The organism is Sphingomonas sp. 1185, from assembly GCF_040544655.1.
Lineage (GTDB): Bacteria > Pseudomonadota > Alphaproteobacteria > Sphingomonadales > Sphingomonadaceae > Sphingomonas.
This window is the reverse complement of the sequence record NZ_JBEPKL010000004.1, coordinates 148,586-173,807: the sequence shown is the minus strand read 5'-3', so window position 1 is coordinate 173,807 and position 25,222 is coordinate 148,586. Positions and strand designations below refer to the sequence as shown.

At 68.1% G+C, this 25,222-nt stretch carries 21 protein-coding genes; 7 read left to right on the top strand and 14 right to left on the bottom strand.

Annotated elements, in window-relative coordinates; genetic code table 11:
- Positions 1-110: 110 nt before the first annotated feature.
- From ABIC44_RS05365 to ABIC44_RS05355, 3 genes are read right to left on the bottom strand one after another with little or no spacing between them, the layout of a single operon-like run.
- Positions 111-1,475, bottom strand: coding sequence for a sensor histidine kinase (locus tag ABIC44_RS05365; RefSeq protein ID WP_309692236.1), 1,365 nt, complete (start codon positions 1,473-1,475; stop codon positions 111-113).
- Between the two features lie 25 nt (positions 1,476-1,500).
- Positions 1,501-2,187 carry a response regulator transcription factor gene (locus tag ABIC44_RS05360; RefSeq protein WP_307102529.1) on the bottom strand — a complete coding sequence of 229 codons (687 nt, stop codon included), beginning with the start codon at positions 2,185-2,187 and terminating at the stop codon, positions 1,501-1,503.
- 43 nt (positions 2,188-2,230) lie between these two features.
- A complete protein-coding gene (locus ABIC44_RS05355) occupies positions 2,231-2,536 on the bottom strand; it encodes a hypothetical protein (RefSeq protein WP_307102527.1) in 306 nt (101 codons plus the stop codon).
- Positions 2,537-2,649: 113 nt separating this feature from the next.
- Here ABIC44_RS05355 and ABIC44_RS05350 point away from each other — a divergent pair, with 113 nt between their 5' ends.
- Complete coding sequence (locus ABIC44_RS05350; RefSeq protein WP_354294159.1) at positions 2,650-4,434, top strand: ABC-F family ATP-binding cassette domain-containing protein; 1,785 nt, start codon at positions 2,650-2,652, stop codon at positions 4,432-4,434.
- Positions 4,435-4,458: 24 nt separating this feature from the next.
- Here ABIC44_RS05350 and ABIC44_RS05345 read toward each other — a convergent pair whose 3' ends face one another.
- The 4 genes from ABIC44_RS05345 to ABIC44_RS05330 all read right to left on the bottom strand — a co-directional run bounded on the left by ABIC44_RS05345 (position 4,459) and on the right by ABIC44_RS05330 (position 7,732).
- On the bottom strand, positions 4,459-5,784 hold the full coding sequence (locus ABIC44_RS05345) for a TadE/TadG family type IV pilus assembly protein (protein WP_354294158.1): 1,326 nt from the start codon (positions 5,782-5,784) through the stop codon (positions 4,459-4,461).
- Positions 5,781-6,326 carry a TadE/TadG family type IV pilus assembly protein gene (locus ABIC44_RS05340; protein WP_354294157.1) on the bottom strand — a complete coding sequence of 182 codons (546 nt, stop codon included), beginning with the start codon at positions 6,324-6,326 and terminating at the stop codon, positions 5,781-5,783. The genes ABIC44_RS05345 and ABIC44_RS05340 overlap by 4 nt, the downstream gene beginning before the upstream one ends.
- The gene (locus tag ABIC44_RS05335) at positions 6,323-6,898 is read right to left on the bottom strand and encodes a TadE/TadG family type IV pilus assembly protein (protein ID WP_354294156.1); all 576 of its coding nucleotides are present in this window, start codon (positions 6,896-6,898) and stop codon (positions 6,323-6,325) included. The genes ABIC44_RS05340 and ABIC44_RS05335 overlap by 4 nt, the downstream gene beginning before the upstream one ends.
- A gap of 90 nt (positions 6,899-6,988) precedes the next feature.
- Positions 6,989-7,732 (bottom strand): dienelactone hydrolase family protein, encoded by a 744-nt coding sequence (locus ABIC44_RS05330; RefSeq protein ID WP_354294155.1) that lies wholly within the window; start codon positions 7,730-7,732, stop codon positions 6,989-6,991.
- A 103-nt stretch (positions 7,733-7,835) separates the two neighbouring features.
- On the opposite strand from ABIC44_RS05330, the gene ABIC44_RS05325 reads away from it, so the two are divergent.
- From ABIC44_RS05325 to ABIC44_RS05315, 3 genes are all read left to right on the top strand, one after another.
- The gene (locus tag ABIC44_RS05325) at positions 7,836-8,465 is read left to right on the top strand and encodes a DUF2238 domain-containing protein (protein WP_354294154.1); all 630 of its coding nucleotides are present in this window, start codon (positions 7,836-7,838) and stop codon (positions 8,463-8,465) included.
- A 146-nt stretch (positions 8,466-8,611) separates the two neighbouring features.
- Positions 8,612-9,391 carry an SDR family oxidoreductase gene (locus ABIC44_RS05320; protein ID WP_354294153.1) on the top strand — a complete coding sequence of 260 codons (780 nt, stop codon included), beginning with the start codon at positions 8,612-8,614 and terminating at the stop codon, positions 9,389-9,391.
- Between the two features lie 40 nt (positions 9,392-9,431).
- Positions 9,432-10,655: a threonine synthase gene (locus ABIC44_RS05315; RefSeq protein WP_354294152.1), complete on the top strand. Its 1,224-nt coding sequence runs from the start codon at positions 9,432-9,434 to the stop codon at positions 10,653-10,655.
- Between the two features lie 96 nt (positions 10,656-10,751).
- On the opposite strand, the gene ABIC44_RS05310 is transcribed toward ABIC44_RS05315, so the two are convergent.
- Genes ABIC44_RS05310 through ABIC44_RS05300 form a run of 3 tightly spaced genes read right to left on the bottom strand, consistent with a single transcriptional unit; the run spans position 10,752 to position 14,406 of the window.
- Positions 10,752-12,002: an arsenic transporter gene (locus ABIC44_RS05310; RefSeq protein ID WP_354294180.1), complete on the bottom strand. Its 1,251-nt coding sequence runs from the start codon at positions 12,000-12,002 to the stop codon at positions 10,752-10,754.
- Positions 11,999-13,126, bottom strand: a complete 1,128-nt coding sequence (locus ABIC44_RS05305; RefSeq protein ID WP_354294151.1) for a metallophosphoesterase family protein — start codon at positions 13,124-13,126, stop codon at positions 11,999-12,001. The genes ABIC44_RS05310 and ABIC44_RS05305 overlap by 4 nt, the downstream gene beginning before the upstream one ends.
- Positions 13,123-14,406: an MFS transporter gene (locus ABIC44_RS05300; protein WP_354294150.1), complete on the bottom strand. Its 1,284-nt coding sequence runs from the start codon at positions 14,404-14,406 to the stop codon at positions 13,123-13,125. The genes ABIC44_RS05305 and ABIC44_RS05300 overlap by 4 nt, the downstream gene beginning before the upstream one ends.
- 335 nt (positions 14,407-14,741) lie before the next feature.
- Here ABIC44_RS05300 and ABIC44_RS05295 point away from each other — a divergent pair, with 335 nt between their 5' ends.
- Positions 14,742-16,499: an aspartyl protease family protein gene (locus ABIC44_RS05295; RefSeq protein WP_354294148.1), complete on the top strand. Its 1,758-nt coding sequence runs from the start codon at positions 14,742-14,744 to the stop codon at positions 16,497-16,499.
- 40 nt (positions 16,500-16,539) lie between these two features.
- On the opposite strand, the gene ABIC44_RS05290 is transcribed toward ABIC44_RS05295, so the two are convergent.
- The gene (locus ABIC44_RS05290) at positions 16,540-18,672 is read right to left on the bottom strand and encodes a TonB-dependent receptor (RefSeq protein WP_354294146.1); all 2,133 of its coding nucleotides are present in this window, start codon (positions 18,670-18,672) and stop codon (positions 16,540-16,542) included.
- Between the two features lie 157 nt (positions 18,673-18,829).
- Between ABIC44_RS05290 and ABIC44_RS05285 the strand changes: the two genes are divergently transcribed.
- The gene (locus ABIC44_RS05285) at positions 18,830-19,009 is read left to right on the top strand and encodes a hypothetical protein (RefSeq protein ID WP_007403839.1); all 180 of its coding nucleotides are present in this window, start codon (positions 18,830-18,832) and stop codon (positions 19,007-19,009) included.
- Positions 19,010-19,024: 15 nt separating this feature from the next.
- Here the strand turns inward: ABIC44_RS05285 and ABIC44_RS05280 are convergent, their stop codons facing one another.
- From ABIC44_RS05280 to ABIC44_RS05270, 3 genes are all read right to left on the bottom strand, one after another.
- Positions 19,025-19,375 (bottom strand): VOC family protein, encoded by a 351-nt coding sequence (locus ABIC44_RS05280; protein WP_354294145.1) that lies wholly within the window; start codon positions 19,373-19,375, stop codon positions 19,025-19,027.
- 72 nt (positions 19,376-19,447) lie between these two features.
- Complete coding sequence (locus ABIC44_RS05275) at positions 19,448-20,302, bottom strand: MBL fold metallo-hydrolase (RefSeq protein WP_354294144.1); 855 nt, start codon at positions 20,300-20,302, stop codon at positions 19,448-19,450.
- A gap of 99 nt (positions 20,303-20,401) precedes the next feature.
- Positions 20,402-21,496 carry a Gfo/Idh/MocA family protein gene (locus ABIC44_RS05270; RefSeq protein ID WP_354294143.1) on the bottom strand — a complete coding sequence of 365 codons (1,095 nt, stop codon included), beginning with the start codon at positions 21,494-21,496 and terminating at the stop codon, positions 20,402-20,404.
- A 158-nt stretch (positions 21,497-21,654) separates the two neighbouring features.
- Here ABIC44_RS05270 and ABIC44_RS05265 point away from each other — a divergent pair, with 158 nt between their 5' ends.
- On the top strand, positions 21,655-25,152 hold the full coding sequence (locus tag ABIC44_RS05265) for a DUF3857 domain-containing protein (protein ID WP_354294141.1): 3,498 nt from the start codon (positions 21,655-21,657) through the stop codon (positions 25,150-25,152).
- The last annotated feature ends 70 nt before the right edge of the window (positions 25,153-25,222 follow it).

Sequence of the window (25,222 nt, the reverse complement as noted above, 5' to 3'; positions counted from 1 at the left end):
ATAGCCCGATCCCAAACGTCATCCTAGCGAAGGCTGGGACCTCGTCGTAAAGGACGAGGGCCGCACGCGGCCCCAGCCTTCGCTGGGGCGACGAGCCCGGGGTGGACGGCCTACCCTACCGCCGCCGGAAGCCTGAGCCGCACCAGCAGGCCGCCCAGGTCCTCGCTCTCCTCCAGCGACACGGTGCCGCCGTAAATCTCCGCCACGTCGCGCACGATGGCGAGGCCCAGTCCCGTGCCGGGCTTGCCCGTGTCCAGCCGGACGCCGCGATCGAAGATGCGGACGCGTTCGCTTTCGGGGATGCCGGTGCCATCGTCCTCGACCAGGATCTCGACGAAGCCCGCCTGCGCGGCCACCGTCACGAAGACGCTGCCGCCGCCATATTTGGCCGCGTTCTCGACCAGGTTGCCCAGCATCTCGTCCAGGTCCTGGCGCTCGACATGGACGACCAGGTCCTTCGGCCCATCGACATCGATCCGGGCGTGGCGATAGAGGCGGCCGACCGCGCGCTCGACCGATTGCAGGCTGGGCCAGACCTCCGCCCGGCTGTGCGCCGAGCCGCGCCGCCCGACCGCGCGGGCGCGCGCCAGATGATGGTCGACCTGCCGCCGCATCGTTCGCGCCTCGCGGATCACCGTCTCGGCCAGGTCGTCGGCATGCGCGGTGGCGGCGTTCATGATGACGGTCAGCGGGGTCTTGAGCGCGTGCGCCAGATTGCCCGCATGCCGCCGCGCCTCCTCGGCCTGCTTCTCGTTATGCTCGACCAGCGCGTTGAGTTCCTCGACCAGCGGCGCGACCTCGTCCGGCATGGCGTCGGAAATCCGGTCCGCCCGCCCGGCGCGCATCGCCGCGATATCCTCGCGCACCCGGCGCAGCGGATAGAGGCCGTAGAAGGTCTGGATCGCCGCCATCAGGAGGAGGCCGACCGCCAGCAGCGCGAAGCTGCGCACCAGCGTCCGCCGGAGCGCGGCGATCTGCGCGTCCAGCCCCTGGCGGCTCTGCGCGACCTGGAACCGCCAGCGCACCTCCGATCCGGGCAGCTTCACATCGCGTTCGACGATGCGCAGCTTTTCCTCGGGGAACTGGTCGCTGTTATAGGTGTGGATGCTGTCGTCATTGTGCGGCGTGCCATAGGCCAGCTGCCGGTCCCACAGGGATCGCGAGGGAAACGCCTCGCGCCCCGGTGCCGACACCTGCCAATAGACGCCCGAGCCCGGTTCCAGGAACGCCTGGTCGGCGGGCTCGCGGCTGAACCACACCTCGCCCTGCTGGATCTCCGCCGAGACGAGCAGCGACCGCAGCACATAGGCCAGCCGGTCGTCGAAATTCTGGGTGACCGCCGACACCAGCACCCGGTCGAGCGCGAAGCCGCCGCCCGCCAGCAGGACCGTGATCCACCCTGCGGCGATCAGGATCATGCGGCGCGACAGCGATCCGGTGCGCCGTGTCGGGCGCAGGGTGGCACCGTCCTTCATGGCAATGTTCCGGTGCGGCCGCCGGTCAGGCCGCCGCGCCCGCCGACCCGGCCGCCGGATCGTCCAGGCTGTAGCCCAGGCCGCGAATGGTGGTGATCACGTCCTGGCCCAGCTTCTTGCGGATGCGCGTCACGAACACCTCGATCGTGTTCGAATCGCGGTCGAAATCCTGGTCGTAGATATGTTCGATCAGCTCGGTGCGGCTGACCACCTTGCCCTTGTGGTGGAGCAGATAGCTGAGCAGCTTATATTCCTGCGCGGTCAGCTTCACCGGCTCGCCCGCGCGCGTGACCTTGCCCGAACGGGTGTCGAGCCGGACGTCGCCGGCGGTCAGTTCGGACGAGGCGTTGCCGCTGGCCCGCCGGATCAGCGCGCGCAGACGGGCGATCAGCTCCTCGGTCTGGAACGGCTTGGCGACATAGTCGTCCGCGCCCGCGTCGAGCCCGGCGACCTTGTCCGACCAGCTGTCCCGCGCGGTCAGGACGAGGACGGGCATGGTCTTGCCCTCCTTGCGCCATCGGTCGAGCACGGTCAGCCCGTCAATCTCGGGCAGGCCCAGGTCGAGCACGATCGCGTCATAGCTTTCGGTCGAACCCAGGAAATGCCCCTCCTCGCCATCGGTGGCCAGGTCGATGGCATAGCCCGCGCCCTCCAGCGTGGACTTCAGCTGCTGGCCGAGATTGGGCTCGTCCTCGACGATCAGAACGCGCATCGCAAAACTCCTGTTGTTCGATTGCAACCGGCGGGGGTCGCGCTCACCCGTCGGTCCGGCCGATGACGCGGCCGGTGCGACCGTCGACCTCCACCCAGATGACCGTGCCATTGCGCAGGAACTTCAGCGTGTAAATGGCCGCGCCCGCATCATAGTCGAAGCCGATATATTGCGAATCGCGCATGGTGGGCACCACCCGCGCCTCGATCTCGCGCAGCGACAAATTGCCTTCCCGGCGGGCCTGGGCCGCGCGCATCTGGTCGCCGCGACGTTGATCGGGGGGCGACCCGATCATCGGCGGCGGACCCATCGGTGCGGCGAGCAGAGCCAGAAGGACGGTCATCGACATGAAACTGGCATAGCGGGAAACCGTTGAACAGCCTCTGAATGGATCATGCAGCCGTGCGACAGCGCATGGAGCGCTTGCCGGGTTCCCCCTTCGCGCCTAACTGCCAATCCATCATGGCAGCACCCGTTCTTTCCTATGAAGACCTGGGCCTTGTACAAGGCTCGGGCTGGCTCTTCCGGCATCTCGACATCCATATCGGTCCGCGCGACCGGCTGGCGCTGATCGGGCGTAACGGGGCGGGCAAATCGACGCTCCTCAAGCTGATCGCCGGGATCATCGATTCGGACGAGGGGCGGCGTATGATCGTGCCGGGCACCCATGTCGTTTATCTCGAGCAAGACCCCGATTTGACCGGCTGCGCCACGCTGATGGACTATGTCCTGTCGGGCGAGGGCGCGCCGGAAAGCTATGAGGCGGAGGCGATCGCCGGACAGCTGGGCATCGACCTGACCCGCGAGGCCGCGACCGCCAGCGGCGGCGAGAAGCGGCGCGCCGCGATCGTCCGCGCGCTGGCGATGAACCCCGACGTGCTGCTGCTCGACGAGCCGACCAACCATCTCGACCTCGCGGCGATCGAATGGCTGGAGGACTGGCTGAAGCGCTTCACCGGCGCGTTCGTCGTCATCAGCCACGACCGCACCTTCCTGACCCGGCTGACCAAGTCGACGCTGTGGCTGGATCGCGGGCAGATGCGGCGCAACGAGGTCGGCTTCGGCGGCTTCGATGCGTGGACCGAACAGGTCTATGCCGAGGAACAGCGCGCCGCCGAGAAGCTGGACGCCAAGCTGAAGATCGAGGAGCATTGGCTTCACCGCGGCGTCACCGCGCGACGCAAGCGCAACCAGGGCCGTCTGGAAAAGCTGCACCAGATGCGCGCCACCCGCGCCGCGATGATCGGGCCGCAGGGCGCGGCGAAGCTGGGCATCGCGTCGGACGATGTGAAGACCAAGGAGGTCATCAAGGCCGAGCATGTCACCAAGCGCTATGGCGACCGCACGATCATCAAGGACCTGAGCCTGAAGGTGACGCGCGGCGACCGGATCGGCCTGGTCGGGGCGAACGGCGCGGGCAAGACCACCCTGCTCAAGCTGCTGACCGGCGAGATCGAGCCCGACGAAGGCACGGTGTTCCTGGCCAAGACGCTGGACGGCGTCATCATCGACCAGCAACGCAAGCTGATGGCCCCGGAAAAGCGGGTGCGCGAGGTGCTGGCGGACGGCGGCGACTGGATCGACGTGCGCGGGGTCCGCAAGCATATCCATGGCTATCTCAAGGAGTTCCTGTTCGATCCCTCGCTGGCCGAGGCGAAGATCGGGACGCTGTCGGGCGGCGAGCGGTCGCGCCTGTTGCTCGCCCGCGAATTCGCCCGCGAATCCAACCTGCTGGTGCTCGACGAGCCGACCAACGACCTCGACCTCGAGACGCTCGACTTGTTGCAGGAGGTGATCGGCGATTATGACGGCACCGTCCTGATCGTCAGCCACGACCGCGACTTCCTCGACCGCACCGTCACGGTGACGCTGGGGCTGGACGGATCGGGGACGGTCGATGTGGTGGCGGGCGGCTATGCCGACTGGGTCGCCAAGCGCAAGCCGGTCGCGGAGAAGAAGGCTCCGGCCAAGGCCGCCGCCCCGGCATCCCCCGCGCCGGTCCAGGCCAAGACCAAGCTCAGCTACAAGGACCAGCGCGATTACGAACTGCTGCCCAAGCGGATCGAGGAGCTGGAAGCGGCCATCGCGCGCGACGAGGTGAAGCTGGCCGACCCCGATCTCTATGCCAAGGACCCCGCCCAGTTCGACCGGCTGATGAAGACGATCGAAAAGGCGAGGGAGGAAAAGGACGCGGCCGAGATGCGCTGGCTGGAACTGGCCGAACAGGTCGAGGCGCTGGCGGGCTGATGACCCCGCGCCCCCGCGCGCATCCTACCGGGTGATGCGCGCGGTCGCCACGGCGCTCTGGAACAGGCCGTCCATGGCGGCGAAGATGTCCTGGTCGGTCGTGACCTTGGTATACAGGCCGGGCGAAGCGCATTTCTGCAACGCCGGTTCGACCTGGTACAGATAGGGCGCGACATTCTTCTGGGACCAGCTGTGGTTGTCCATCGCTTCGCGCAGATACTCGGTATAGAGAACCGCGATACGGATGTTGCGCGCCTTGATCGCATCGCAAAGCGTCGTGTCGATCGCCACCTCGGGTCGGCCATTGGTGCGGGCCTCGTCCCGCATGCCGTCGGTGACGATGAACATCACGCCCTGCGGAGCCTGGTTGTCGGTGCCGCTGCCCGGCGTTTCCATATTGTCGCGCATCCAACTCAGGATGTCGCTATGCGCCGAGTCCCTGTCGCCAAAGCCGACCTCGTCCGGATCGCAGGCCCGGGTCGGGCAGTTGTTGGTGTAGTATAGCGGCACCTTCAGCGTCTTGGCCTTGCTGGCCACGATCGTCATGTCGGGTGTCCGCTTCGTCAGAACGGTGATGCCGCCCTTGCCGCGAAAGGTCACCACCGCGGCCCGATATGCCGCGCCGTTCTTGCTCGACGCGCTGCGGATATTGGTGCTCAGGCGCGACAGGGCGGTGCCCTCGTCATCGATGCGCAGGGTCAGGCCATAGGATGTCGCGACCCCGTACAGGTCCGTCATCCGGCCGTTCGCATCGCGCCCGGTCTGATCGGCCTGGGAATGACAGGCGAATTTGCAGCCCTGGCTGTTGCTCTGCGCCACCTTGGCCAGCCCCGCCGAGGTCGTCGGCAGCGCCATCGAGGCAGAGACGTCCAGCACCATGTAGAAGTCGATATCGGGCGCCACCGCGTTGGTGGTGGCCGACAGGCCCGATATGGGCAGGGTCTTGAGCCCCAATATCTGGGCGAACGCGTTCGAGGATGTGGCGGTGTATTTCACCGTGGCGTTGCGCCGTCCGTTGGCGTCGGTCGGCGCCTGCACGGTCAGCCCGGTGATCTGGATCGCCCCCTCCCCGCCGACACCCTTGGCCTGCGCCTGGAAGACCTGGGCCGCATAGGCCGCCGCATCGCTGTCGCTGACGCCCAGCTTGGCCTTGCTGACCGCCGAGAGCGCCGCCGCATCGGCGATCGCGTTGAGCTTGGTCTGGGCCTTCATCGCGCGCGCATAGTCGACCCCCATGCCGATGGCGAAGGTCAGCACCGGCAGGGCCAGGGCGAACAGCATCATCACGTTCCCGCGACGATGACGAAGCGCCGCGCGAAGCAGGCGGACGGACAGGATGCGACGGATCATTGGCAGTTCGAACAATCGATCTTGTCGGTATTGCGCGGCACCATGAACAGACGATCCTGGAAGGTCATCGGGCCGATGGTGCCGAACGATACCGGAGGGGAATAGGCGTAGCTGACCTCGGCGAGCAGGAAATAGGTGCCCGCACCGCGCATCGCGGCCGGAACCGCAAGGGTGGTGCCGACGGCATAGCCGGTGGTGTTCAGTCCTTGGCTCCACTGCACGGTCGTATTGCCGCGGGCATCGGTCGCGATCTCGGTGATCCGGAAGCGCGCCTTGTCGGCGGCATAGGGTTGCAGCACCTGCGCGGCCGCGACCAGATTGTCCTGGATCTCGGCGGCCGACATGATGCCGGTCGTGTTCTGCGCGATCAGGTCGGCCGCCGCGCGGGTGGCGATCGTCACCTTGCGATTGCAGGCGATCCCGTCCTGAAGCTGGACGCCGCCCAGATAGAGCAACAGCATCACCGGCAGGATCAGCGCGAATTCGACGAGGGCGACCCCGCGCGTGTCGCCTCGCATCGTCGCCAGGACATGCCGCCTCACGTATAGGGTTCCGACTTGGACACCGATGTCGCCATCAGGATCGACGAACCGGCATTGCCGCTCAGATCGGGCTGCGGCGTGATCCGCATCGGCCACACATAGACGAACCGCACGATCACGACCGCCCCCTGCTCGCCCAGGTTATAGGACAGCGGCGCGGACAATTTGCCATTGGCATCGAGACGCAGATCCAGCGGCGCGATGGCCAGCCCGCCGCCGGGCGCGCTCTTCACATCGACATAGAGACGCGAGCAGGACAGGAAGATGGGCAGTTGCGCGCAGCCCGACTTGCGAAACCGCTCGGCAAGCTGCGCCTGGGTCATCCCCTGCGCCAGGGACTTGATGTCCGCCGACTGGGTCTGTCCGGTCACGATGCCGCGCGCCGCGACCTCGACCGCGGTTTCGAGCGATTCCTGCGCCAGATAGGCGAGGCTGGTCTGCAGGATCGCCAGCAGCAGCGCCAGGAACGGCGCCGCGACCAGCGCGAATTCGACGATCGCGGCCCCCCGCCGATCGCTCAGGATCGAGCGCCGGGCGCGTGCGCGACGAAGCGAGGGGGGACGAAGGATCATGGAAGGGCGGTCTCGTTTCCGCCCATATCGGTCACAAAGGGTTAAACATCCGCAAATGTGCCGCGATTTCGGTATGATACCGAAGGACGATCAACGCAGCGCCCGCGCATAGAACGCCAGGGTCCATTGCATCGCCTGGAGGAACAGCGCGGGGTCGTAGCGCGGCCCCTCGTCGCGCAGAAAGGCGTGCTGGCCGTTCACCTCATGCCATTCATAGCGGGCGCCAACCGCTTCCAGCCGGGCGCGGATCGCCTCGCGTCCGGCATAGGGGACATGCGGGTCCTGCCGCCCCCAGACGAACATCGCCTCGGCCTTCAGTTCGTCCATCCGCGCCAGGCTGTCGTCGCTGCGCCCCGCGCCCAGCGTGCCCGAATGGATGTCGGTGGCATAGAAGCACGCCGCCGCCGACACGCGCGGGTCGAGCGCGGCGCGATAGGCCAGATGCCCGCCCAGGCACACGCCGAACGTGCCGAGCCGCCCGTTGCACGCCGGATGCGCCGCCAGCGCGGTCAGCGCCGCCGTCGCATCGGCGTCATAGGCCGCGACCGGCTTGGTGAACTTCAGGTCGTTGCCGCGATCGGTGCCCGGCTTGTCATAGGCCAGCACCGTGCCGGCGGGCTCATATTCGTGATAGACCTCGGGGATGCCGACGACATAGCCCTGCCCCGCCAGCATCGTCGCCAGCCGCCGGATCGGCGCGGTCACCTGATAGATTTCGGAAAACAGCAGGATGGCGGGAAAGCGCCCCTCGACCGCCGGGCGGATCAGGTGGACCCGCATCGCGCCGCTGCCCGGCACCTCGACATCCTGAAACTCATCGCCGCGCACGATCATCGCCGGTCCCTTCCATTCTCCGCGTCGTCCTTGGCACCCGCGAGCGCCCCCGGCAATCCGGTGCGGGCGTTGCATGGGGTCGCCACGCCGCTATCGTCGGCGCATGCAACGGGAACGATGGAAGCGCGACGACCGGCGGCTGGTGCTGCTGACCCTGATCTGGGCGGCGGGGCTGGTCGCGTCGGGGTGGCGACCATTCGACCGGGCGACCTGGGCGATGGAGGTCGCGCCGGTGCTGATTGTGCTACCGATCCTCTGGGCGACGCGGCGGCGCTTTGCCTGGACCGGGCTGGCGCTGGCGCTGGTCGGGTTGCACGGGCTGATCCTGATGCTGGGCGGGGCCTATAGCTATGCGCGGGTGCCCGCCGGGACCTGGGTGCAGGACTGGCTGCATCTGGCGCGCAATCCCTATGACCGGCTGGGCCATTTCGCGCAGGGCTTCGTGCCCGCCATCGTGTTTCGCGAGGCGCTGATCCGGCGGGGCGGGTTGCCGCGCGGCGGGCTGACGACCTTTCTCGTCCTCGCCTGCTGCCTGGCGGTCAGCGCCACCTATGAGCTGATCGAATTCGCCGCCGCGTGGATGCTGGGCCAGGGGGCGGAGGCGTTTCTAGGCACGCAGGGCGATGTCTGGGACACGCAATGGGACATGCTGATGTGCCTGATCGGCGCGGCGACCGCGCTGCTGACCCTGTCGCGGCTGCACGACCGGCAGCTGATTCGATGGAAGCGCTGAAGGGGTGATGACCCGCGCCTTTCGTGATAGAAGACGCGATCGAACGGGAGTTTTCGAAATGATCCAGCGGCACCGCTGACGCGGCACAGGTTTCCCCGGACGGCACCCGCCGCTCCCCCTGCCCCTTTTGAATTTCGAGACAATCCATGCCACGCTTGCAGAACAAGACCTGCGTCGTCACCGGCGCCGCACGCGGAATCGGCCATGCCATCGCCCGGCGCTTCCACGCGGAAGGCGCGACCGTCATCCTGACCGACCGCGATACCGACACCGGCCGGGCCGCCGCCGACGCGCTCGGCTGTCGTTTCGAGCCGCTGGACGTCGCCGAGGAAGCCGACTGGACGCGCCTCGCCGATGCGGTCCCCCTCATCGATGTCATGGTCAACAATGCCGGGATCACCGGGTTCGAGGACGGGCCCATCGCGCACGACCCCGAACATGCCACGCTGGCTGACTGGCGCGCGGTGCACCGGGTCAATCTGGACGGCACCTTCCTGGGCTGTCGCTATGCCATCGGTGCGATGAAGGCGAAGGGCAGCGGATCGATCATCAACATCTCGTCGCGCTCCGGGCTGGTCGGGATTCCGGCGGCGGCGGCCTATGCCTCGTCCAAGGCGGCGATCCGCAACCACAGCAAGACGGTCGCGCTCTATTGCGCGCAGCGGGGCTGGACGATCCGCTGCAACGCGATCCACCCGGCCGCGATCCTGACCCCAATCTGGGAACCGATGCTGGGCGACGGCCCCGACCGCGCGGCGCGCATGGCGGCGCTGGTCGCCGATACCCCGCTGAAACGCTTCGGCGAGCCGGACGAGGTCGCGGCGATCGCGGTGATGCTGGCCTCGGACGAGGCGACCTATGTCACCGGCGCGGCGTTCAACATCGATGGCGGGCTGCTCGCGGGATCGGCGGCGAGTCCGGGCTAAGCCTATGGCGTCGGGCGGTTTCGGCCGATAGGCTGGCCCCATGAACCGCAACCTTACCGAAGACCGCCCGACCTTCGTCACCCATCTGGAATGCTCGCTGACCGGCGAACGCTATGAGGCGGACCGGCTCCACGGCCTGTCGCGCGCGGGCCGTCCGCTGCTGGTGCGGTATGATCTGGAGGCGATGGGCCGCGCGGTGTCGCGCGATGCGATCGCCGCGCGCGACACCGATCTGTGGCGCTGGCGCGAGCTGCTGCCCGTCCGGCACACCGGGAGCATCGTGTCGCTGGGCGAGATCGAGACGCCGCTGATCCCGATCCCCCGCTCGGGCGGCGGATCGGTGCTGGTCAAGGACGAGGGACGGCTGCCGACCGGATCGTTCAAGGCGCGCGGGCTGGTCATGGCGGTGGCGATGGCGCGCGAGCTGGGCGTGACCCGGATCGCGATGCCGACCAACGGCAATGCGGGCGCGGCGCTGGCCGCCTATGCCGCACGGTGCGGGATCGAGACGGTGATCCTGTGCCCCGAGGAAACGCCGGAAGTGAATGTCCGCGAGATCGCCGCGCAGGGCGCGCGCGTATGGCGGGTCAACGGCCAGATCGACGAATGTGGCGCGATCGTCGGGCGCGGCGCGGCGGAGGGGCGCTGGTTCGACTTCTCGACGCTGAAGGAGCCCTATCGGATCGAGGGCAAGAAGACGATGGGGCTGGAACTGGCCGCGCAGCTCGGCTGGGAACTGCCCGATGCGATCTTCTATCCGACCGGCGGCGGCACCGGCCTGATCGGCATGTGGAAGGCGTTCGACGAGATGGAGCGGCTGGGTTGGATCGGGTCCAGGCGACCGCGCATGTATGCGGTCCAGGCCAGCGGCTGCGCGCCCATCGTCCGCGCCTATGAGGCGGGCGAGGAGCATGCCGAACGCTGGGAAGACGCCGCGACGGTGGCGGCGGGCATCCGGGTGCCCAAGGCGGTCGGCGACTTCCTGATCCTGCGCGCGGTGCGCGAGTCCGGCGGCGCGGCGCTGGCGGTCGGCGATCCGGCGATCCTGAAGGCGGTGGAGGACTGCGCGAAGCGGGACGGGTTGCTGCTCTGCCCCGAGGGGGGCGCGACACTGGCGGCGTACAAGCAGGCGGTGCGCGACAATCTGGTCGACGAGGACGAGCGGGTGGTGCTGTTCAACTGCGCCACCGGGCTGAAATACCCGATGCCGGAGGCGGGGCAGTGGCTGGACAAGAACGCGGCGATCGATCTGGCGGCGCTCTAGGCCCTTGGCCTTCGACTTCGCTCAGGCTGAACGGAGGTTGGGCTCCCTTCCCCCACTCCGTTCACGCTGAGCGAAGTCGAAGCGCACGCCCCTCGCTTACCCGATCGCCAACCGCATCCCCAGCGCCGCCAGCAATGCCAGCGGCATCGCCACCGCGCCGATCTTGAGGAAGGCGAGGAAGCCGACATCCTCCCCCTCGCGCCGGATCGCCTGAAGCCACAGGATCGTCGCCAGCGAGCCCGTCACCGACAAATTGGGCCCCAGATCGACACCGATCAGCAGCGCGTCGGTGACGATCTGCGGCGGCTGCGCCTGGGCGATCGCGCTGCTCGCGATCAGCCCGGCGGGCAGGTTGTTCATCAGGTTGCTGCCGAACGCCAGCACCGTCCCCGACACCGCCGCCGCGCGTGTCGGATCGGCCAGCATGCCGCGCAGGCCGTTCGCGACCCAGGCGATCACCCCCGTCCGGTCGAGCGCCTCGACCAGCACGAACAGCCCGGCGACCAGCGGCAGCACGCCCCAGCTCACCGACCGCGCCAGCGTCAGCGGCGAGCGCCCCGCCAGCAGCGACACGATCACCGCCGTCGCGATCCCCGCGATCGCGGTCGGCAACCCCAGCGGCTCGTCCAGCGCCGACATGGTGAGGAGAAGCAGCGCGGTCAGCACGATGCCCGCAATCGCCAGCTTGCCGCCATTGGTCAGCGGATCGCGCGCGACGTCGCTTTCGCAACCGCCCACGATCCGCTGCCGCTCGATGGTGCGCAACACCAGGAAGGTCATGACGATCGACCCGATCGAGGGCAGCGCGAAGGCCGCCATCCACGCGCCCAGCGGCGGCATATGCCCGCCATAAAGCACCAGATTGGCGGGGTTGGAGATCGGCAGCACGAAGCTGGCGGCATTGGCGATCAGCGCGCAGGCGAACAGCAGCGGCAGCGGGTCGGCCTTCGCCTTCTTCGCCGCGACGAAGACCGCCGGGGTCAGCACGACGGCGGTCGCGTCATTGGACATGAAGGTCGTGACGACCACCCCGGTCGCATAGACCAGCGCGAAGAGCCGCGCGCGCGATCCCTTCGCCGCGTTGACCGCCGTGGCGGCGATCCAGTCGAACGCACCGTGTTCGCGCGCCGTCTCGCTGAGCAGCATCATGCCGATCAGGAACAGATAGACATCGCCACCCTTGGCCCCCGCCTGCCCCGCTTGCCCGAGCGGCATCAGGCCCAGGACGATCAGCAGCGCCGCCCCCGCCACCGCCCAGATCCATTCGGGCCAGCGCATCGGCCGCGCGATGACCCCGGCGGTCGACAGACCCGCAATCGCCCAGGTCGCACCCGTCGCCAGAGTCACCATCCGCATCCATTCTTGTTCGGCCCCAGCCGGGCCCCGTCGATCCCGGCGATAGGCCAGGGGCCGATCGCATGGCAATCCTCGCCCGGCGCGACCGGCAGGCGCCGCTTGGGGATCGCGTCCATGCCCCGGACCAGACAGTCGATGCGGTCGCGCCCTTCGCCGCACACCACCTCGACCGCGTGCAGCCCGGCGTCGAGCGTCACTGCGCCATGCCACGATCCATCCTCCCCGCGCGTCATCGGCGTCGCCGCGCCGCCATCGGCCGCAACCATCGGCACCGCATCGGCATCGGCGCCGGCGCCGAACAGCCTGGCCGTGATCGTCACCGGGCCCGGCCGGGGGACCTGATGCGGGTCGGTCGGCCGGGTGATCAGGCGGACATCGCCGGGGGCCACGATCTGGACATGCGGCCAGGGCGCGTCCACCCTTCGGAAGCGCCAGCTGACCACCCGGTCCTGGACATGGACGATGGCAAAGCCCGCCGCGCCGCCATCCTCCTCGATCTGCCCGGTCGAGCGGGTCGCGCCGTAGATGGCCCGGCCATCGTTCAGCAGCTCGTTATAATGGGTATGGCCGGTATCGACGAAGGCGACCTCGCCATCGATGAACTGGCGCGCGATCGTCTCGCCATCGGCGGCCAGATCGCCGGGATAGGCGTGCATGAAAACCAGCGGCACCTGCCCCGCCGCCTTGGCCCGCGCGAGCTCCTCGGCCAACCGATTGCGGTCGTGCATGGTCAGCCGGAAATCCGGCCCGCCCGCGCCCGCCGATACGATGTCGAGGAACAGGCAGCGATGCCCGGCGACCACCTCCGTCTCGGGCCGGTTGGCCCTGGGGATGGCGGCGTCATAGGCGGCGAGGTCGCCAGGCTCGAAATCATGGTCGCCGGGGATGATCCGCCAGGGTCGCGACAGTGGCGCCAGCGCGTCCAGCATCCGGGCATATTGTTCGGGCGTGCCGTGATTGGCATTGTCGCCGGGCAGGAAGACGAAGTCCGCCGCCTCGCCGATCCGCGCATTCACCTGCGCCACGATGGCGCGCAGCCGGTCGAGGCTTTCCCAGCCATCATCCTCGTCCAGATGCAGGTCGCCGACATGGACCCAGCAGATACCGCCGCTCATGCGTTCGCTTCCTTTCCGGCCTCTCCGCCACAGGCCGGGCGCAACGTGCCCGCAAAGCCGATCCACAGCGTCAGGCTGACGACCGCGAAGCCGCCCAATATGTAGAAGGCCGTGCTGTAGCCCAGTTCCTGCGCCAGCCACCCGCCGATCGCGGGCGACAGGCTGGCCCCGACGCCCTGGATCGTCATCACCGCGCCCTGCCCGACATTGACCCGGCCGGTGCCGTTCAGCAGGCAGGCGACGAGCCCCGGCACCGCGACACTCTGAAGCCCCGCGCCGATCCCGTCGAGCGCCTGGACCGGCCAGACGCCCCAATGTTCGATGAAGGTCCCCGCCAGGAACCCCCGCAGCGGAAGCGCAGCGAAGGAGATCAGCAGGACCAGCCAGTAACCGCGCCCGGCGGCGACCTTCATCGCGACCAGGCTGGCGACGATCATCACCGCCTGTGCGACCATCACCGTCGTCGCGGTGAACATCGCCGCATCGCCCTTGCCCGCGCCGACCACCGCCATGCCATAGAGCGGCAGCATCGCGCCGTTGCCCAGATGGAAGCATGCCAGCGCCGCCGCCAGGATCAGCATTGGCTTGTTGGACAGCAGCGCCCTGAAACCCTCGGCCTGCCCGCCCTCCTGATCCTCGCCCTTGTCATCCTCCAGCCCGCGCGCGGCCCGGTGGTCGATGGCGCGCTCGGGGATCGACAGGACCGAGATGACCGCCAGCACCCCGAAGGCGGCGGCCAGGAAGAAGATGGCGGGCATCCCGAACTTCCAGCCGAGAAAACCCGACAGCCCCGCGCCGACCATGTTCCCGGCATGGTTCCAGGCCTGGTTGCGGCCATTCTGCGCGTTGAAGCCCTTTTGACGGACGACGCCCAGCGTCATGCCGGTCACCGCCGGCCCGATCGCCGCGCCCGCGATCGCGGTCGCCACCTGGCTGATCCCGACGACCAGCCCGGTCTGCGACCAGAGGATCAGGAAGGACGCCAGCACCGTGCAGATGCCGGTGACGACCACCACCCAGCGTTTCTTATCGGTATGGTCGATAAAGGCGCCTGCGGGCACGGTCATCACCATCCCCGCCACGCCGCCCAGCGTCATGACGGTGCCGATCGGCCCCGTCTGCCACCCGCGCTGTTGCAGGAAGACGCCCAGAAAGGGGCCGATCCCCGCCTGCATGTCGGCCATGAAAAAATTGAGCGCCTGTAACCAGCGCGTCGCGCGGCGGCGGTCGGCGTCCGGCGCATGGGCGCCGGAGGCGTCGGGTAGGGCAGCTGTCGCCATGGATCGTCTCCGCAAGATGCGGGGGCCCAACTCAGCAATGTTTTGAAATATCCGCAGTCAGGCTGATTTATGTTGGCCGGAGACCGCTCGCCGGGCCTTCGGTAAATCAACCGTCTCAAAATCCCACGCTATTTCTGGCGACCCGGCCCAAGACACGAAGAAATGGCTCGATCGAGAAAGGATCGGATCGACCGGGAACAAAATCCGGCGGCCATGAAAACTCTGGCTATGCTCGGGCGTGACATATCAGGAATTTCAGATTCGCGTCATCTTTGCTGCTTCGGTGTCCCGCTATGCTGCATCACCAAGGCAGCCGGCATGGGGATGATGGCGCGATGATCGGGACGATGGGGCGATATGCCGTGGCGGCGGGCTTGCTGGCGGGCAGCGCCGCGCCCGCTATGGCGGCCACGGGGTGTCAGGTGGGGATGATGGCCGCGATCCCCGTCACCATGCAGGGGCTTCGCCCGGTGGTCGAGACGCAGATCAACGGCAGGCCCGCCCCCTTCCTTCTCGATAGCGGGGCCTTTTACAGCAACATCGCACCGCCCGTCGCGCGCGAGTTCGGGCTGTCGCTGAGCCCGCTTCCCGACGGGTATCGCGTGAACGGGGTCGGTGGCAGTTCGGAGGCACGCGTCACCACCGTCCGCCGCTTCACCCTGGCCGGGTTCGATCTGGCGCATGTCGAATTCATCGTCAGCGGCAGCGATGTCGGAGAGACCGGGCTGCTCGGCCAGAATGTACTGGGGCTGGCCGATGTCGAATATGACCTGCCCGGCGGCATGGTGCGGCTGTTCAAGCCCAGCAACTGCGCCAAGGCCGCCATGGCCTATTGGACCAAAGGGCAGCCCTTCTTCGAAATGCCGATCGAGCCGCGCGACAGCCGCCAGCACCATACGGTCGGCACGGTCGAGCTGGACGGCGCGAAGCTGCGCGCCACCTTCGACACCGGCGCGGACGGCACCGTGCTGACCCTGCGCGCCGCCGCGCGCGCCGGGGTGCATCCCGGCGATCCGGGGGTGGAGCCCGCAGGCTGGTCGACCGGGATCGGGCATCATGTCGTCAAGGGCTGGATCGCGCGGTTCAAGCTGCTGCGGATCGGCAATGAGGAACTGCACAATGTCCGGCTGCATATCGCCGATCTGGGCGGACTGGACACCGACATGCTGTTGGGCGCGGATTATTTCGTGTCGCACCGCCTCTATGTCTCGAATGCGCAGCACCGGCTGTATTTCACCTATAATGGCGGACGGCTGTTCGACGCCGCCGCGCATGTCGATCCCGCCGCGGCGGGCGCGGTGCAGGTCGTCGCCGAGGCCGCCGCACCAACCGATGCCGAGGGCTATAGCCGGCGCGGCGCGATGCTGCAGACCCAGCACGACCTGCCCGGCGCGATCGACGCCTTCACCCATGCCATGACGCTCGCGCCCAAGGACCCGCGCTTCCCCCGCCAGCGCGCGCTCGCCTATCTGGAGCAGCGGCGGCCGGTGCTGGCGATCGACGACCTCAACACCACGCTGACGCTCGACCCCGCCGACACCCGCGCCCGTTTCCTGCGCGCCGAGCTTCGCCAGCGGGCAGGCAATCCGGCGGGCGCGGTCGCCGATCTCGACCAGATCAGCGCCGCCCTGCCGCGCGAGGACATGCAGCGGCTTCAGATCGCACAGCTTTATGCCAATGCCGACGCCTTCACCCCCGCGATCGCGCAATATGGCCTGTGGCTGGACACGCATCGCGACGATGCCCGGCGCGGCACCGCGCTGAACGGGCGATGCTGGGCCCGGATGCTCGCGAATGTCGAACTGGAAAAGGCGATGAGCGACTGCAACGCCGCCATCCATGCGGTGCCGGGCAATCCCAGCTATCTCGACAGCCGCGCCTTCGTCCGGCTGCGGCGCCACGAGGATCAGGCCGCGCTCACCGATTTCGACGCCGCGCTCGCCATCGACCCGAAGCGCGCCTGGGCGCTCTATGGCCGCGCCATCATCGAGCAGCGGCTGGGCAGGACCGCCGAGGCCGATCGCGACCGCGCCGCCGCCATCGCGCTCGACCGGCACATGCCCGACCGGGTCAGGACGTTCGGCATCGCCTGACCGGGTGGCGGGGCGGCGGTTCGCGCCGCCGCCCCCCTCCTCAGAACGACTTGGACACGCCGACGAAGAAGCCGCGACGCGGCCCATATTGCGGTGCGCCGACCCCCACGCCGGTTCCGTCGCGGATCTCGTATTTGTGGTCGAGCGCGTTGATGACGTCGAAGCGGATGTCGATGTTCGGCCCGGCCAGATGGTGGCTGGCGGTCAGGTTGAACTGGGCATAGGGCGCGATCTTGGCGCCGTTGGGAATGCTCCGCACATCGTCGTCGCGGCGCAGGCCCGAGCCATAGATCATGCTGCCGCCCAGCTTCGTGCCCCCCGCAAAGGCATAGGACACGCCCGCCGATCCGGTGAAGGTCTGGTCGTGATCCAGATAGATATAGTGCCGGGCGATATAGTCGAGATCGTCCTGGCCGAAGCTGAACTGGCTGGAGACGATGCCCCGGCCCTTGGCCTTGGCGGCGGCGAAATTGGCATAGGCGAGCAGCGGCCCGCGCTGATAGCTCATATTCGCCTCGATCCCGCCGATACGCCCCTGCCGATAGTTGAACGGGGTCAGGATGATCGGCGCGCCGAACTGCCCCTCGTCGATCAGGTTCTTCGAGATGCGGTAATAGGCGTCGATGCCATAGGTGAAGTAGCGGCTGAGCCGCGCCTGGAACCCGGCGTCGAAATAATCCTGCCGCTCGGCATAGGGCACGTCGTTGACGGTGACCGACGGATAGGCGCTGGTGCCGAAGAACTTGTTGATGCTGGTATTGCCGACCAGCTCGAAGGGCGGCGGCACGAAATAGCGCGAATAGCCCGCGTGCAGCGTATAGACATCGTCCGGCTGCCACACCAGGTTGACGCGCGGCGACAACTGCCCCTCGCGACGATAGCCGTTATAGAGGTCGTAGCGCGCGCCATAGTTCAGCGTCAGCCTGGGCAGCAGCTTCCATTCGTCCTGCAGATAGGCGCTGACGCTGGTCGCGGTCTTGCCGCTATTGTCGGCGATCGCGATCGGCTCGCCCGCCTGGGCGCCGTTGCCGTCGACCGGGAAGACGCTGGTCGTGGTCGCGCTGGTCGAGCGGTCGCGCGACAGCAGCAGGCCGCCGCGCAGCGTGTGCGCATCGCCCAGATGATAGACGGCATCGACCTGCCCGCCGATCGCGAAATCCTGCTTGTACGCCTGTTGCGCCTGGCCGTTATAGAGCAGCTCGCCCAGCACGTCGGGCCGATAGCGCAGCGAGGAATAGCGCGCGAACAGCGACGCCTGCACGGTGAACGGCTCGGCATCGTGGAGGAAGGCCAGCTGGCCGAAGCCGGTCTTCTCCAGCTGCGTCTCGTTCAGCTTCTCGCTGGGAAACGTCTTCTGTCCGCCGACGCTCCAGGTGCCGCCCGGCTGCTGGCCGACCGGGTTGGGGATCTGGAACCACTGGTTGGAATAGCCGCCGACGAACGACACCCGGTTCTGGTCGTCCAGGATATGGTCGACATAGGCGAAGCCCTGATACTGGTCGGTATCGTCATGCACCGGGTTGGACCGGCCGTCGACGCTCTCGATGCCCAGGCCACTGTGCCGGTAATCGCCCGACACGAAGTAATTGGTGCTTCCCGAAGAGCCGCCATAGGTCAGGCTGGGCTGGATGGTGTTGTGGCTGCCGCCATAGATGGACGCGGTGCCGCCATTGTCGAACAGCCCGCTCTTGGTCGTGATGTCGATCACGCCCGCGGTGCGCAGGCCATATTGCGCCGGCAGCGCGCCGGTCAGGATGTTGACCTTGTCCACCAGGCGCGGCGACAGGGTCTGGCCGAACACCGCCAGGCCTTCGGGCAGGATGGTGCCGTTGATGCGATATTGCAGGCCGTTATGGTCGTCGCGGACGTGGAACTGGCCGAAACCATCCTGCACGATGCCGGGCGCCTGGAGCAGGATCTGGTTGAACTGCTGGTTCTCGCCACCGGGCAGCGCCTTGATCGTCGCGCTGGTGATCTCGTAATTCGACGCGCCGAGGCTGGGCTGGATATGCGCGCGCGCCGTGTCCAGCCGCTTGGCGGTCACGACGATGTCGCTGCTGTCGCCGCCCTGCGTCTGGTCCGCGTCAGGCGTGGGCACGCCGCGCGTCTGCGCCATCGCCGGCATGGCGATCGCGGCCGTGGCTACGCAACACAACAGGGCGTATAAGCGCATAGAGATACTCGCATGATATATAGTCTCCCGGACGTTCTGCTTCGCCTTGCTGCGGTGCGAAGGCAAGCACCGTCGCGCTCCATGACGCATTTGTAAGACAGTCATCATCCGCCCGCCCGCCATGGCCAGCGGGGCCGGATCACGCTATCATGCGGATATGGCCGAACGTTTTGAGAGACACCGCCAGCCGTGGCGGCCCGACGAGATTCAGAAACTCCACACGCTCGCCAAGAAGGGCATGGCGCTGAAGGCGATCGCCAAGGCGCTGACCCGCAGCGAGGAGTCGGTCAAGGCGCGCGCCAAGGAAGACGGGCTGTCGATCGCCAAGCTGCACTGAGTCGGACGGGCGGCGCTACTGCGCGACCCGGCCGATCCGCACCAGCACGCCGCTGGGGTCGCTGACCGCGAACTCATAGGTGCCCCAGGGCTTACGGTGCGGCGCGCCGGGCTCGATGATCCGGTCGCGCACCCGGTCGGCGACCGCATCGACGTCCTCGACATAGAGATAGAGGCCGAAGGGATTGTCCTCCACGCGGGGTGGCCAACCGGGCATGTGGTTCAAATGCAGATGCCAGCCGCGCCCATCCTCCATTATCCGATAGCCGCCGAAATCGGCCGCGACGGTAAAGCCGAGCAGCCGGTAGAAGGCGGTGCTGGCCGCCATGTCGCCAGCCGGCACGATCGCGACGCAATGATGATTCATGGCCCTCTCCCGTCCCGTTGGCGGGACCGGCGCATCCTATCGCCTGGCGTCGTTCGCGAAAGCCGCTTGCCGCTATAGCGGATAGCCGTCGCGGCACCGCTCCCATTCGACCGGATCATGCGCGCAGACCAGCGTGACCGTGTCGCGGCGTGCGATCGACAGGTCGCGCAGCCGGGCCTGGTTGGCCAGACGCGCACGCGCATCGACCTCCATCAGCCGCTGATAGGCGCGCAGGCCCGGCGTGCAGCGGCGCCTCGCCTCGCGCATCTCGCCGCGATAGAAATAGGCGTCCCCAGCGTGGAGCAGCCATCGCCCGCCGGGCTGTCGGATCGCCACGCCCGCATGGCCCCATGTGTGGCCGGGCAGCGGTACCAGCAGGATCTCGGGCGGCAGGCCGGGCAGGTCGCGGACCGCACCGAACCCGAACCAGCCCTCGCCCCCCGCGCTGTGGAACTGCCACCGCGCGACCTGATCCCATTGCCGCGGCCGCCAGCGGTTGCGCGCGACGATCCCCGCATGCGGCCCGGCGGCATCGTCATATTCGCGGCGCATGACATGCACGGTCGCGTTGGGAAAATCCTCCAGCCCGCCCGCATGGTCGAAGTCGAGATGGGTCAGCACGATGTGCCGGACATCCCCGGCACGGTGGCCCAGCGCCTCGATCTGGCGGATCGCGGTTTCCGACTCGCGCAGCCGGATGTTGAGCATGGCGCGCCACGGCAGGGTGATGCGGGGATCGGGGCGGCGATGCGGATGCGCCACGTCGCGCAGGCCATAGCCGGTATCGACCAGCACCAGCCCGCTCGCCTCGGTCTCGATCAACAGGCAATGACACACCAGATGCCCCAGCGGCCCATGGCTGCGCCCGTCGAACAACGCACCCCCCAGGGGGCAGTCGGTCCCGCAGTTGAGATGATGGATCCGCATCGGACTCCAACCCGATCGATCGGGCGATCGTTCCATCTTATCCCTATTTTACAATAGGATAAACCGCATCATCTGGATCAGGAAGCCCGCCATCACGGCTCAGGCGGTCAGGGTGATCCGCCGCCCTTCCCGCGCGGAGCGATAGATCGCCTCGATGACGCGCAGATCGGCCAGCCCTTCCTCGCCGGGGACCAGCGGCCGGGTGTCGTTCAGGATGCACTCGGCGAAATGATCGAGCTGTCCGGCATGCTGCCCCTTGCTCGGCGGCAGGCGCCGCTCCTCGGTCCGGCCGTCGCGGTGGACGAACATCCGCTGCCCCTCATAGGCGGTGGCGGGTTCCAGCTCGATCCAGCCCTTCGTGCCCGTCACGCGGTAGATATTGTGCCCCGAGCTATAGCTCGACACGCAGGTCGCCTCGATCCCGGAGGGGAAGCGCAACAGGAAGGTGATGCGGTCCTCGACGGTGCGGAAGCGCGGGTCGTTGCGGTCGGTCGATTCCACCGCACTGACCTCCACCGGCTCCTCGCCGGTCAGGTAACGGACCGCGTTCAGGCTGTAGATGCCGATGTCCATCAGCGACCCGCCCCCCGACAGCGCACGGTCGAGCCGCCACTGGTTGGGCTGCGCGTTAAAGCCATGGTCGGAGGTGACGATCCGTGTCGGCCCGACAAAGCCCTTGCGCGCCAGATCGATCGCCAGCCGGTTATACGGCTCGAACCGCGAGCGATAGCCGATCATCAGCTTGCGCCCCGCCGCCTGACAGGCCTCGATCATCGTCCGGCAGTCCGAGGACGACACCGCCATGGGCTTCTCGCACATCACATGCTTGCCCGCCCGCGCCGCGCGCACCGTATATTCGGCGTGCAGGGCGTTGGGCAGGATCACATAGACGACGTCGACATCGGGATTGTCGCGGATCGTGTCGAAGTCGGCATAGCTGTAGCGGTGGCTGGCGGGCACGCCATATGTCTCGCCGAAGCGGGCCAGCTTCCCGGGCGTGCCGCTGACCAGCGCGGTCAGGCGCGCATGGTCGCACTCGGCGAATTTGGACATGATCAGTTCGGCATAGCGGCCCAGTCCGACAATGGCATAGCCGATCCTGCGCCCACCCGGCGCGGCGCAGGCACCCCCGGCCGCCATGGCCAGTCCGGCGCCCAGCCCTGTGATGACGGTTCGACGGCTGGTGTCGCGCATGATCCTCTCCCGATCGGTTATGGCTATATCCGTCAATGGCTTAGCATCATCCGCCGATCCGCACCACCGCGCGCCTTTCCCACCGCCCCCCGTCCCCCCTTGCCAGGATTCCCGCCGCGCCATAGCGTCCCGGCCGGGGATCTGGGGGGAATAGAGACGTGCGTACCATATTTGTGCCACGGCACCGGCTGGCGCTGGCGCTTCTGATGGCGGGCGTCGCCGCCTTTCCGCTTCACGCCGCCCGACCGGTCGCCGTGGCGGTGGAGACCGCAGGCCCCGCCGCCGCGCAGGGCCCGGCGGTCGAGCCGATGCCCGACTGGGTCCGCACGCTTGCCATCCCCGAGGCGACGAAGCCGCGCGTCGAGCGGGCACAGGACGGCGTCGTCTATCTGCTCAACGATGCGCAATATCGCTCGCGCCCGGACGGTCATGACGACTGGTTCCGCCTGACGAGCAAGGTCATCAACCGCAGCGGGCTGGAGTCGGCCGGTCAGATCACCATGGCCTATAATCCGGCCTTCGAGACGCTGGGCGTCCATTTCGTCCACCTGATCCGCGACGGCAAGGTCATCGACCTGACCCGCGACACGCAGTTCCGCGTAGTCGAGCGCGAGGACGATCTGGAGGACGGGATCGTCAGCGGCACGATGAAGGTAATCGCCAATCTGCGCGACGTGCGGGTCGGCGACATCGTCGATTACGCGACCACGGTCCATGCCCGGTCCAGCCTGTGGGCGGGCCACGCCTTTTACGGTTTCTCCCAGCGTTTCTCCGAGCCGCTGGCGATGCGCAGCCTGCGGTTCGTCTGGCCCGAGGGGATGACGCCGCGATTCAAGGCGATCAACAGCGACATCGCCTTTCCGCCGCGCAAGACCGATCGCGGCACCGAATGGGAATGGAGCGTCACCGATCCCGCCCCGATGAAGGGCGAGGACAATGTACCCGGCGGCGTGTTCCAGTGGGGACTGGGCGAAATCTCGACGATGCGCGACTGGGGTGAGGTCGCGGCCTGGGCGACCGGGCTCTACCGGGGCGACGACACGCTGCCCGCCGACTTCGCCGCGCGGCTGGACGCCATTGCCAAGGCGTCGCCCGCCCCCGCCGACCGGCTGACCGCCGCGACCCGCTATGTCCAGGACAATATCCGCTATGTCGGCGAGGAGCTGGGCGAGGGCTCGTTCGTGCCGCGGCGGCCCGGCGTGGTGCTGGCGCGCGGTTACGGCGACTGCAAGGACAAGAGCCTGTTGCTGGCGGTGGCGCTGCGGCGGCTGGGCATCGATGCGGTCCCCGCGCTGGTGTCGACGACCGACGGCCCCCGGCTGACCGAGCGCCTGCCCTCGCCGCTGGTGTTCGACCATGTCATCGTCCGTGCGGTCCTCGACGGGCGGGTGCTGTGGATCGACCCGACCGGGACCCATCGCGGCGGCCGGGGGACCGCGATCGTCCCCTCCAATCTGGGCCATGCGCTGCCGATCCGCGACGGCCAGGCGGCGCTCGAGCCGATGGCGGGCTATGGCGAGCGGGCCGGGCGCATGACCGTGGTCGAGGAATTCGCGGTCGACGAAAAGGCCGAGGTCGCGATGACCCTGCACGTCGTGACCCGCTATACCGACGCCCGCGCCGACCAGGTGCGCGGCAGCTGGGCCTCGACCTCCGCGCGCAAGATCGCGGACAACAATCTCGCTTTCTATCGCAAGCGCTTTCCCGAACTGGTCGAGGGCAAGCCGCTGGTCCAGACCGACGATCGCGACGCCAATGTGGTGACGATGGTCGAGGACTATACGATGTCGCGCGCCGCGTTCGACAAGGCCAAGCTGTCCGCCAAGCTGATCACCCGCGCCTATGCCGCGCAGGACATCCTGCCCGACCGGCAGGACGATCCGCGCCGCCAGCCGCTGGCGCTGCCCGACCATGTGGTGAACGAGCAGACGATCGACCTGCGGGTCAAGGACCGGCTGCTCGAGCCGCTGGAGGATGTCGAGGCCAAGGGCGGGCCGGTCGCCTTCTCGCGCCGCTCGACCAAGCTGCCCGACGGCCTGCACGTCGTCTATCGGCTCGACACCGGCCCGCGCGACATGGTGCCCGCCGCCGAGGCGGAGGCGGTCTATGCCGTGTCGGAAAAGGTCTCGAACGAGACCGGCATCGAATTCTATCTGGAAAAGTCCCCGCACCCCTCGGGAATGCCCGCCGGGCTCGACCCCGCCCTGGCGGCGACGATCCGGCCCGATCTGGAAAAGCTGATGGCGCTGATCCAGAAGCCGGACCAGCCGTCGAAGATCGAGGCGCTGTCGCTGATCGCCGCGATGTCCGAAAAGCTGCCGCACCCCTCGCCGATGGCGGGGATGGTCGACGGGTTGAAGGCGGCGGTGCTGTCCGATCTGCGGCGTCCGCAGGCGGCGCTCGCCGCATTCCAGTCGGCGACCGCGCAGTTCGACGGCAATCCCGAGGTGTTCCGCATGTGGATCGCCTATGAGCTGGATCTGGGAACGCCGGACTCGGTCGTGAAGGCCTTGCAGCGCACCCGTGCCGCCCAGCCCGCGATCGTCACCGGACTCGAAGATGCATGGGTTCGCGCCGCACTCCAGAAGATCCAGGCCTTGCCCAACGAGGTGCGGACGAAGGCCCATGAGGATCTGTGCATCGTCCTGTCCGACAGCGAATGGCAGCAATCGCCGCGCACCGCCTTCGGCGGCAGCATGCTGGGCTGCGCGATCGTGGCGCAGAGCCGCCGGGGCGATCTCGCCGCCGTGCGGGCCGGGCTGGCCAGGACCCCGCCGACGCCCGCGCTGCTGGCGCTGGCCACCGACAGGCGGCACCAGCCGCTGTGGGGCGACATGGAGCGGCTGGTCGCCGACGGCTTCCGCCAGTCGCTGACCAGCGCCGCCGGCAGCGCGGAGGCCGCCGCCCGCGCCGCGCCGCGCGATTACAAGGCGGTCACCGAACAGATGCGCACGCTGCGCACGCTTGGCCGCTATCAGGAGGCACTTGAGGCGGGCAAGGCGCTCGCCACCGACACCGCGCGGATCGAGATGGTCGGTCATGACGGCTTCTGGCTGGCCAACGAATATGCCGAGAATCTGCAAGCGCTGGGCCGGACCGACGAGGCGGTGGCGCAATATGACCGGATGCTGGCGCTGGGGATCGAGCAATATCCCGAGCTGGTCTCGCTGGCGATCAACCGCGCCGAGATGCTGACCGCCGCCGGACGCTATCAGGCGAGCATCGACAGCCTGACCGCGCTGGAGGCCGGGCAGGGCGCGAAGATCAGCCTCTATGGCAAGATGTGGATCTGGTCCAACCGCGCCTGTGCGCAGCACCGGCTGGGCCATGCGGCGGAGGCGAAGGCCGACGAGGACCGGCTGGCCGCCAAGCCCGCCGAAAACTGGAGCGCGACGACCGCCGCCGCGGCATGCCGGGGCGACGTGAAGGCGATCGGCGAGCATCTGATCGCCCGCCTGCGCGCCGAGGACAGCCGGGAGCAGGCGATCGGCCTGTTCCTGATCCAGCCGCCCTCCCCGCACCGCACGTCGCTGGAGGCCGAGATGGTCGAGACGATGGACAAGGCCCGCGCGCTGCCCGAGGTGCAGGCCGAACTCGCCAAATATGGCCGCGCGGTCCGCTATGCCGGGACGGCGGAGGGTTGGGGTACGTTCTGACGCCCGTCCGGCCCTCTCCCCTCCCGCAAGCGGGAGGGGTCGGGGGAGGGCATGGGGTCTCACCGAGCCC

What these genes read in the sequence shown, in the direction of transcription:
- ABIC44_RS05365 (WP_309692236.1), bottom strand. Translation starts at nt 1,475, where the DNA reads ATGAAGGACGGTGCCACCCTGCGCCCGACACGGCGCACCGGATCGCTG.
- ABIC44_RS05360 (WP_307102529.1), bottom strand. Translation starts at nt 2,187, where the DNA reads ATGCGCGTTCTGATCGTCGAGGACGAGCCCAATCTCGGCCAGCAGCTG.
- ABIC44_RS05355 (WP_307102527.1), bottom strand. Translation starts at nt 2,536, where the DNA reads ATGTCGATGACCGTCCTTCTGGCTCTGCTCGCCGCACCGATGGGTCCG.
- ABIC44_RS05350 (WP_354294159.1), top strand. Translation starts at nt 2,650, where the DNA reads ATGGCAGCACCCGTTCTTTCCTATGAAGACCTGGGCCTTGTACAAGGC.
- ABIC44_RS05345 (WP_354294158.1), bottom strand. Translation starts at nt 5,784, where the DNA reads ATGATCCGTCGCATCCTGTCCGTCCGCCTGCTTCGCGCGGCGCTTCGT.
- ABIC44_RS05335 (WP_354294156.1), bottom strand. Translation starts at nt 6,898, where the DNA reads ATGATCCTTCGTCCCCCCTCGCTTCGTCGCGCACGCGCCCGGCGCTCG.
- ABIC44_RS05330 (WP_354294155.1), bottom strand. Translation starts at nt 7,732, where the DNA reads ATGATCGTGCGCGGCGATGAGTTTCAGGATGTCGAGGTGCCGGGCAGC.
- ABIC44_RS05325 (WP_354294154.1), top strand. Translation starts at nt 7,836, where the DNA reads ATGCAACGGGAACGATGGAAGCGCGACGACCGGCGGCTGGTGCTGCTG.
- ABIC44_RS05320 (WP_354294153.1), top strand. Translation starts at nt 8,612, where the DNA reads ATGCCACGCTTGCAGAACAAGACCTGCGTCGTCACCGGCGCCGCACGC.
- ABIC44_RS05315 (WP_354294152.1), top strand. Translation starts at nt 9,432, where the DNA reads ATGAACCGCAACCTTACCGAAGACCGCCCGACCTTCGTCACCCATCTG.
- ABIC44_RS05305 (WP_354294151.1), bottom strand. Translation starts at nt 13,126, where the DNA reads ATGAGCGGCGGTATCTGCTGGGTCCATGTCGGCGACCTGCATCTGGAC.
- ABIC44_RS05300 (WP_354294150.1), bottom strand. Translation starts at nt 14,406, where the DNA reads ATGGCGACAGCTGCCCTACCCGACGCCTCCGGCGCCCATGCGCCGGAC.
- ABIC44_RS05295 (WP_354294148.1), top strand. Translation starts at nt 14,742, where the DNA reads ATGATCGGGACGATGGGGCGATATGCCGTGGCGGCGGGCTTGCTGGCG.
- ABIC44_RS05290 (WP_354294146.1), bottom strand. Translation starts at nt 18,672, where the DNA reads ATGCGCTTATACGCCCTGTTGTGTTGCGTAGCCACGGCCGCGATCGCC.
- ABIC44_RS05285 (WP_007403839.1), top strand. Translation starts at nt 18,830, where the DNA reads ATGGCCGAACGTTTTGAGAGACACCGCCAGCCGTGGCGGCCCGACGAG.
- ABIC44_RS05280 (WP_354294145.1), bottom strand. Translation starts at nt 19,375, where the DNA reads ATGAATCATCATTGCGTCGCGATCGTGCCGGCTGGCGACATGGCGGCC.
- ABIC44_RS05275 (WP_354294144.1), bottom strand. Translation starts at nt 20,302, where the DNA reads ATGCGGATCCATCATCTCAACTGCGGGACCGACTGCCCCCTGGGGGGT.
- ABIC44_RS05270 (WP_354294143.1), bottom strand. Translation starts at nt 21,496, where the DNA reads ATGCGCGACACCAGCCGTCGAACCGTCATCACAGGGCTGGGCGCCGGA.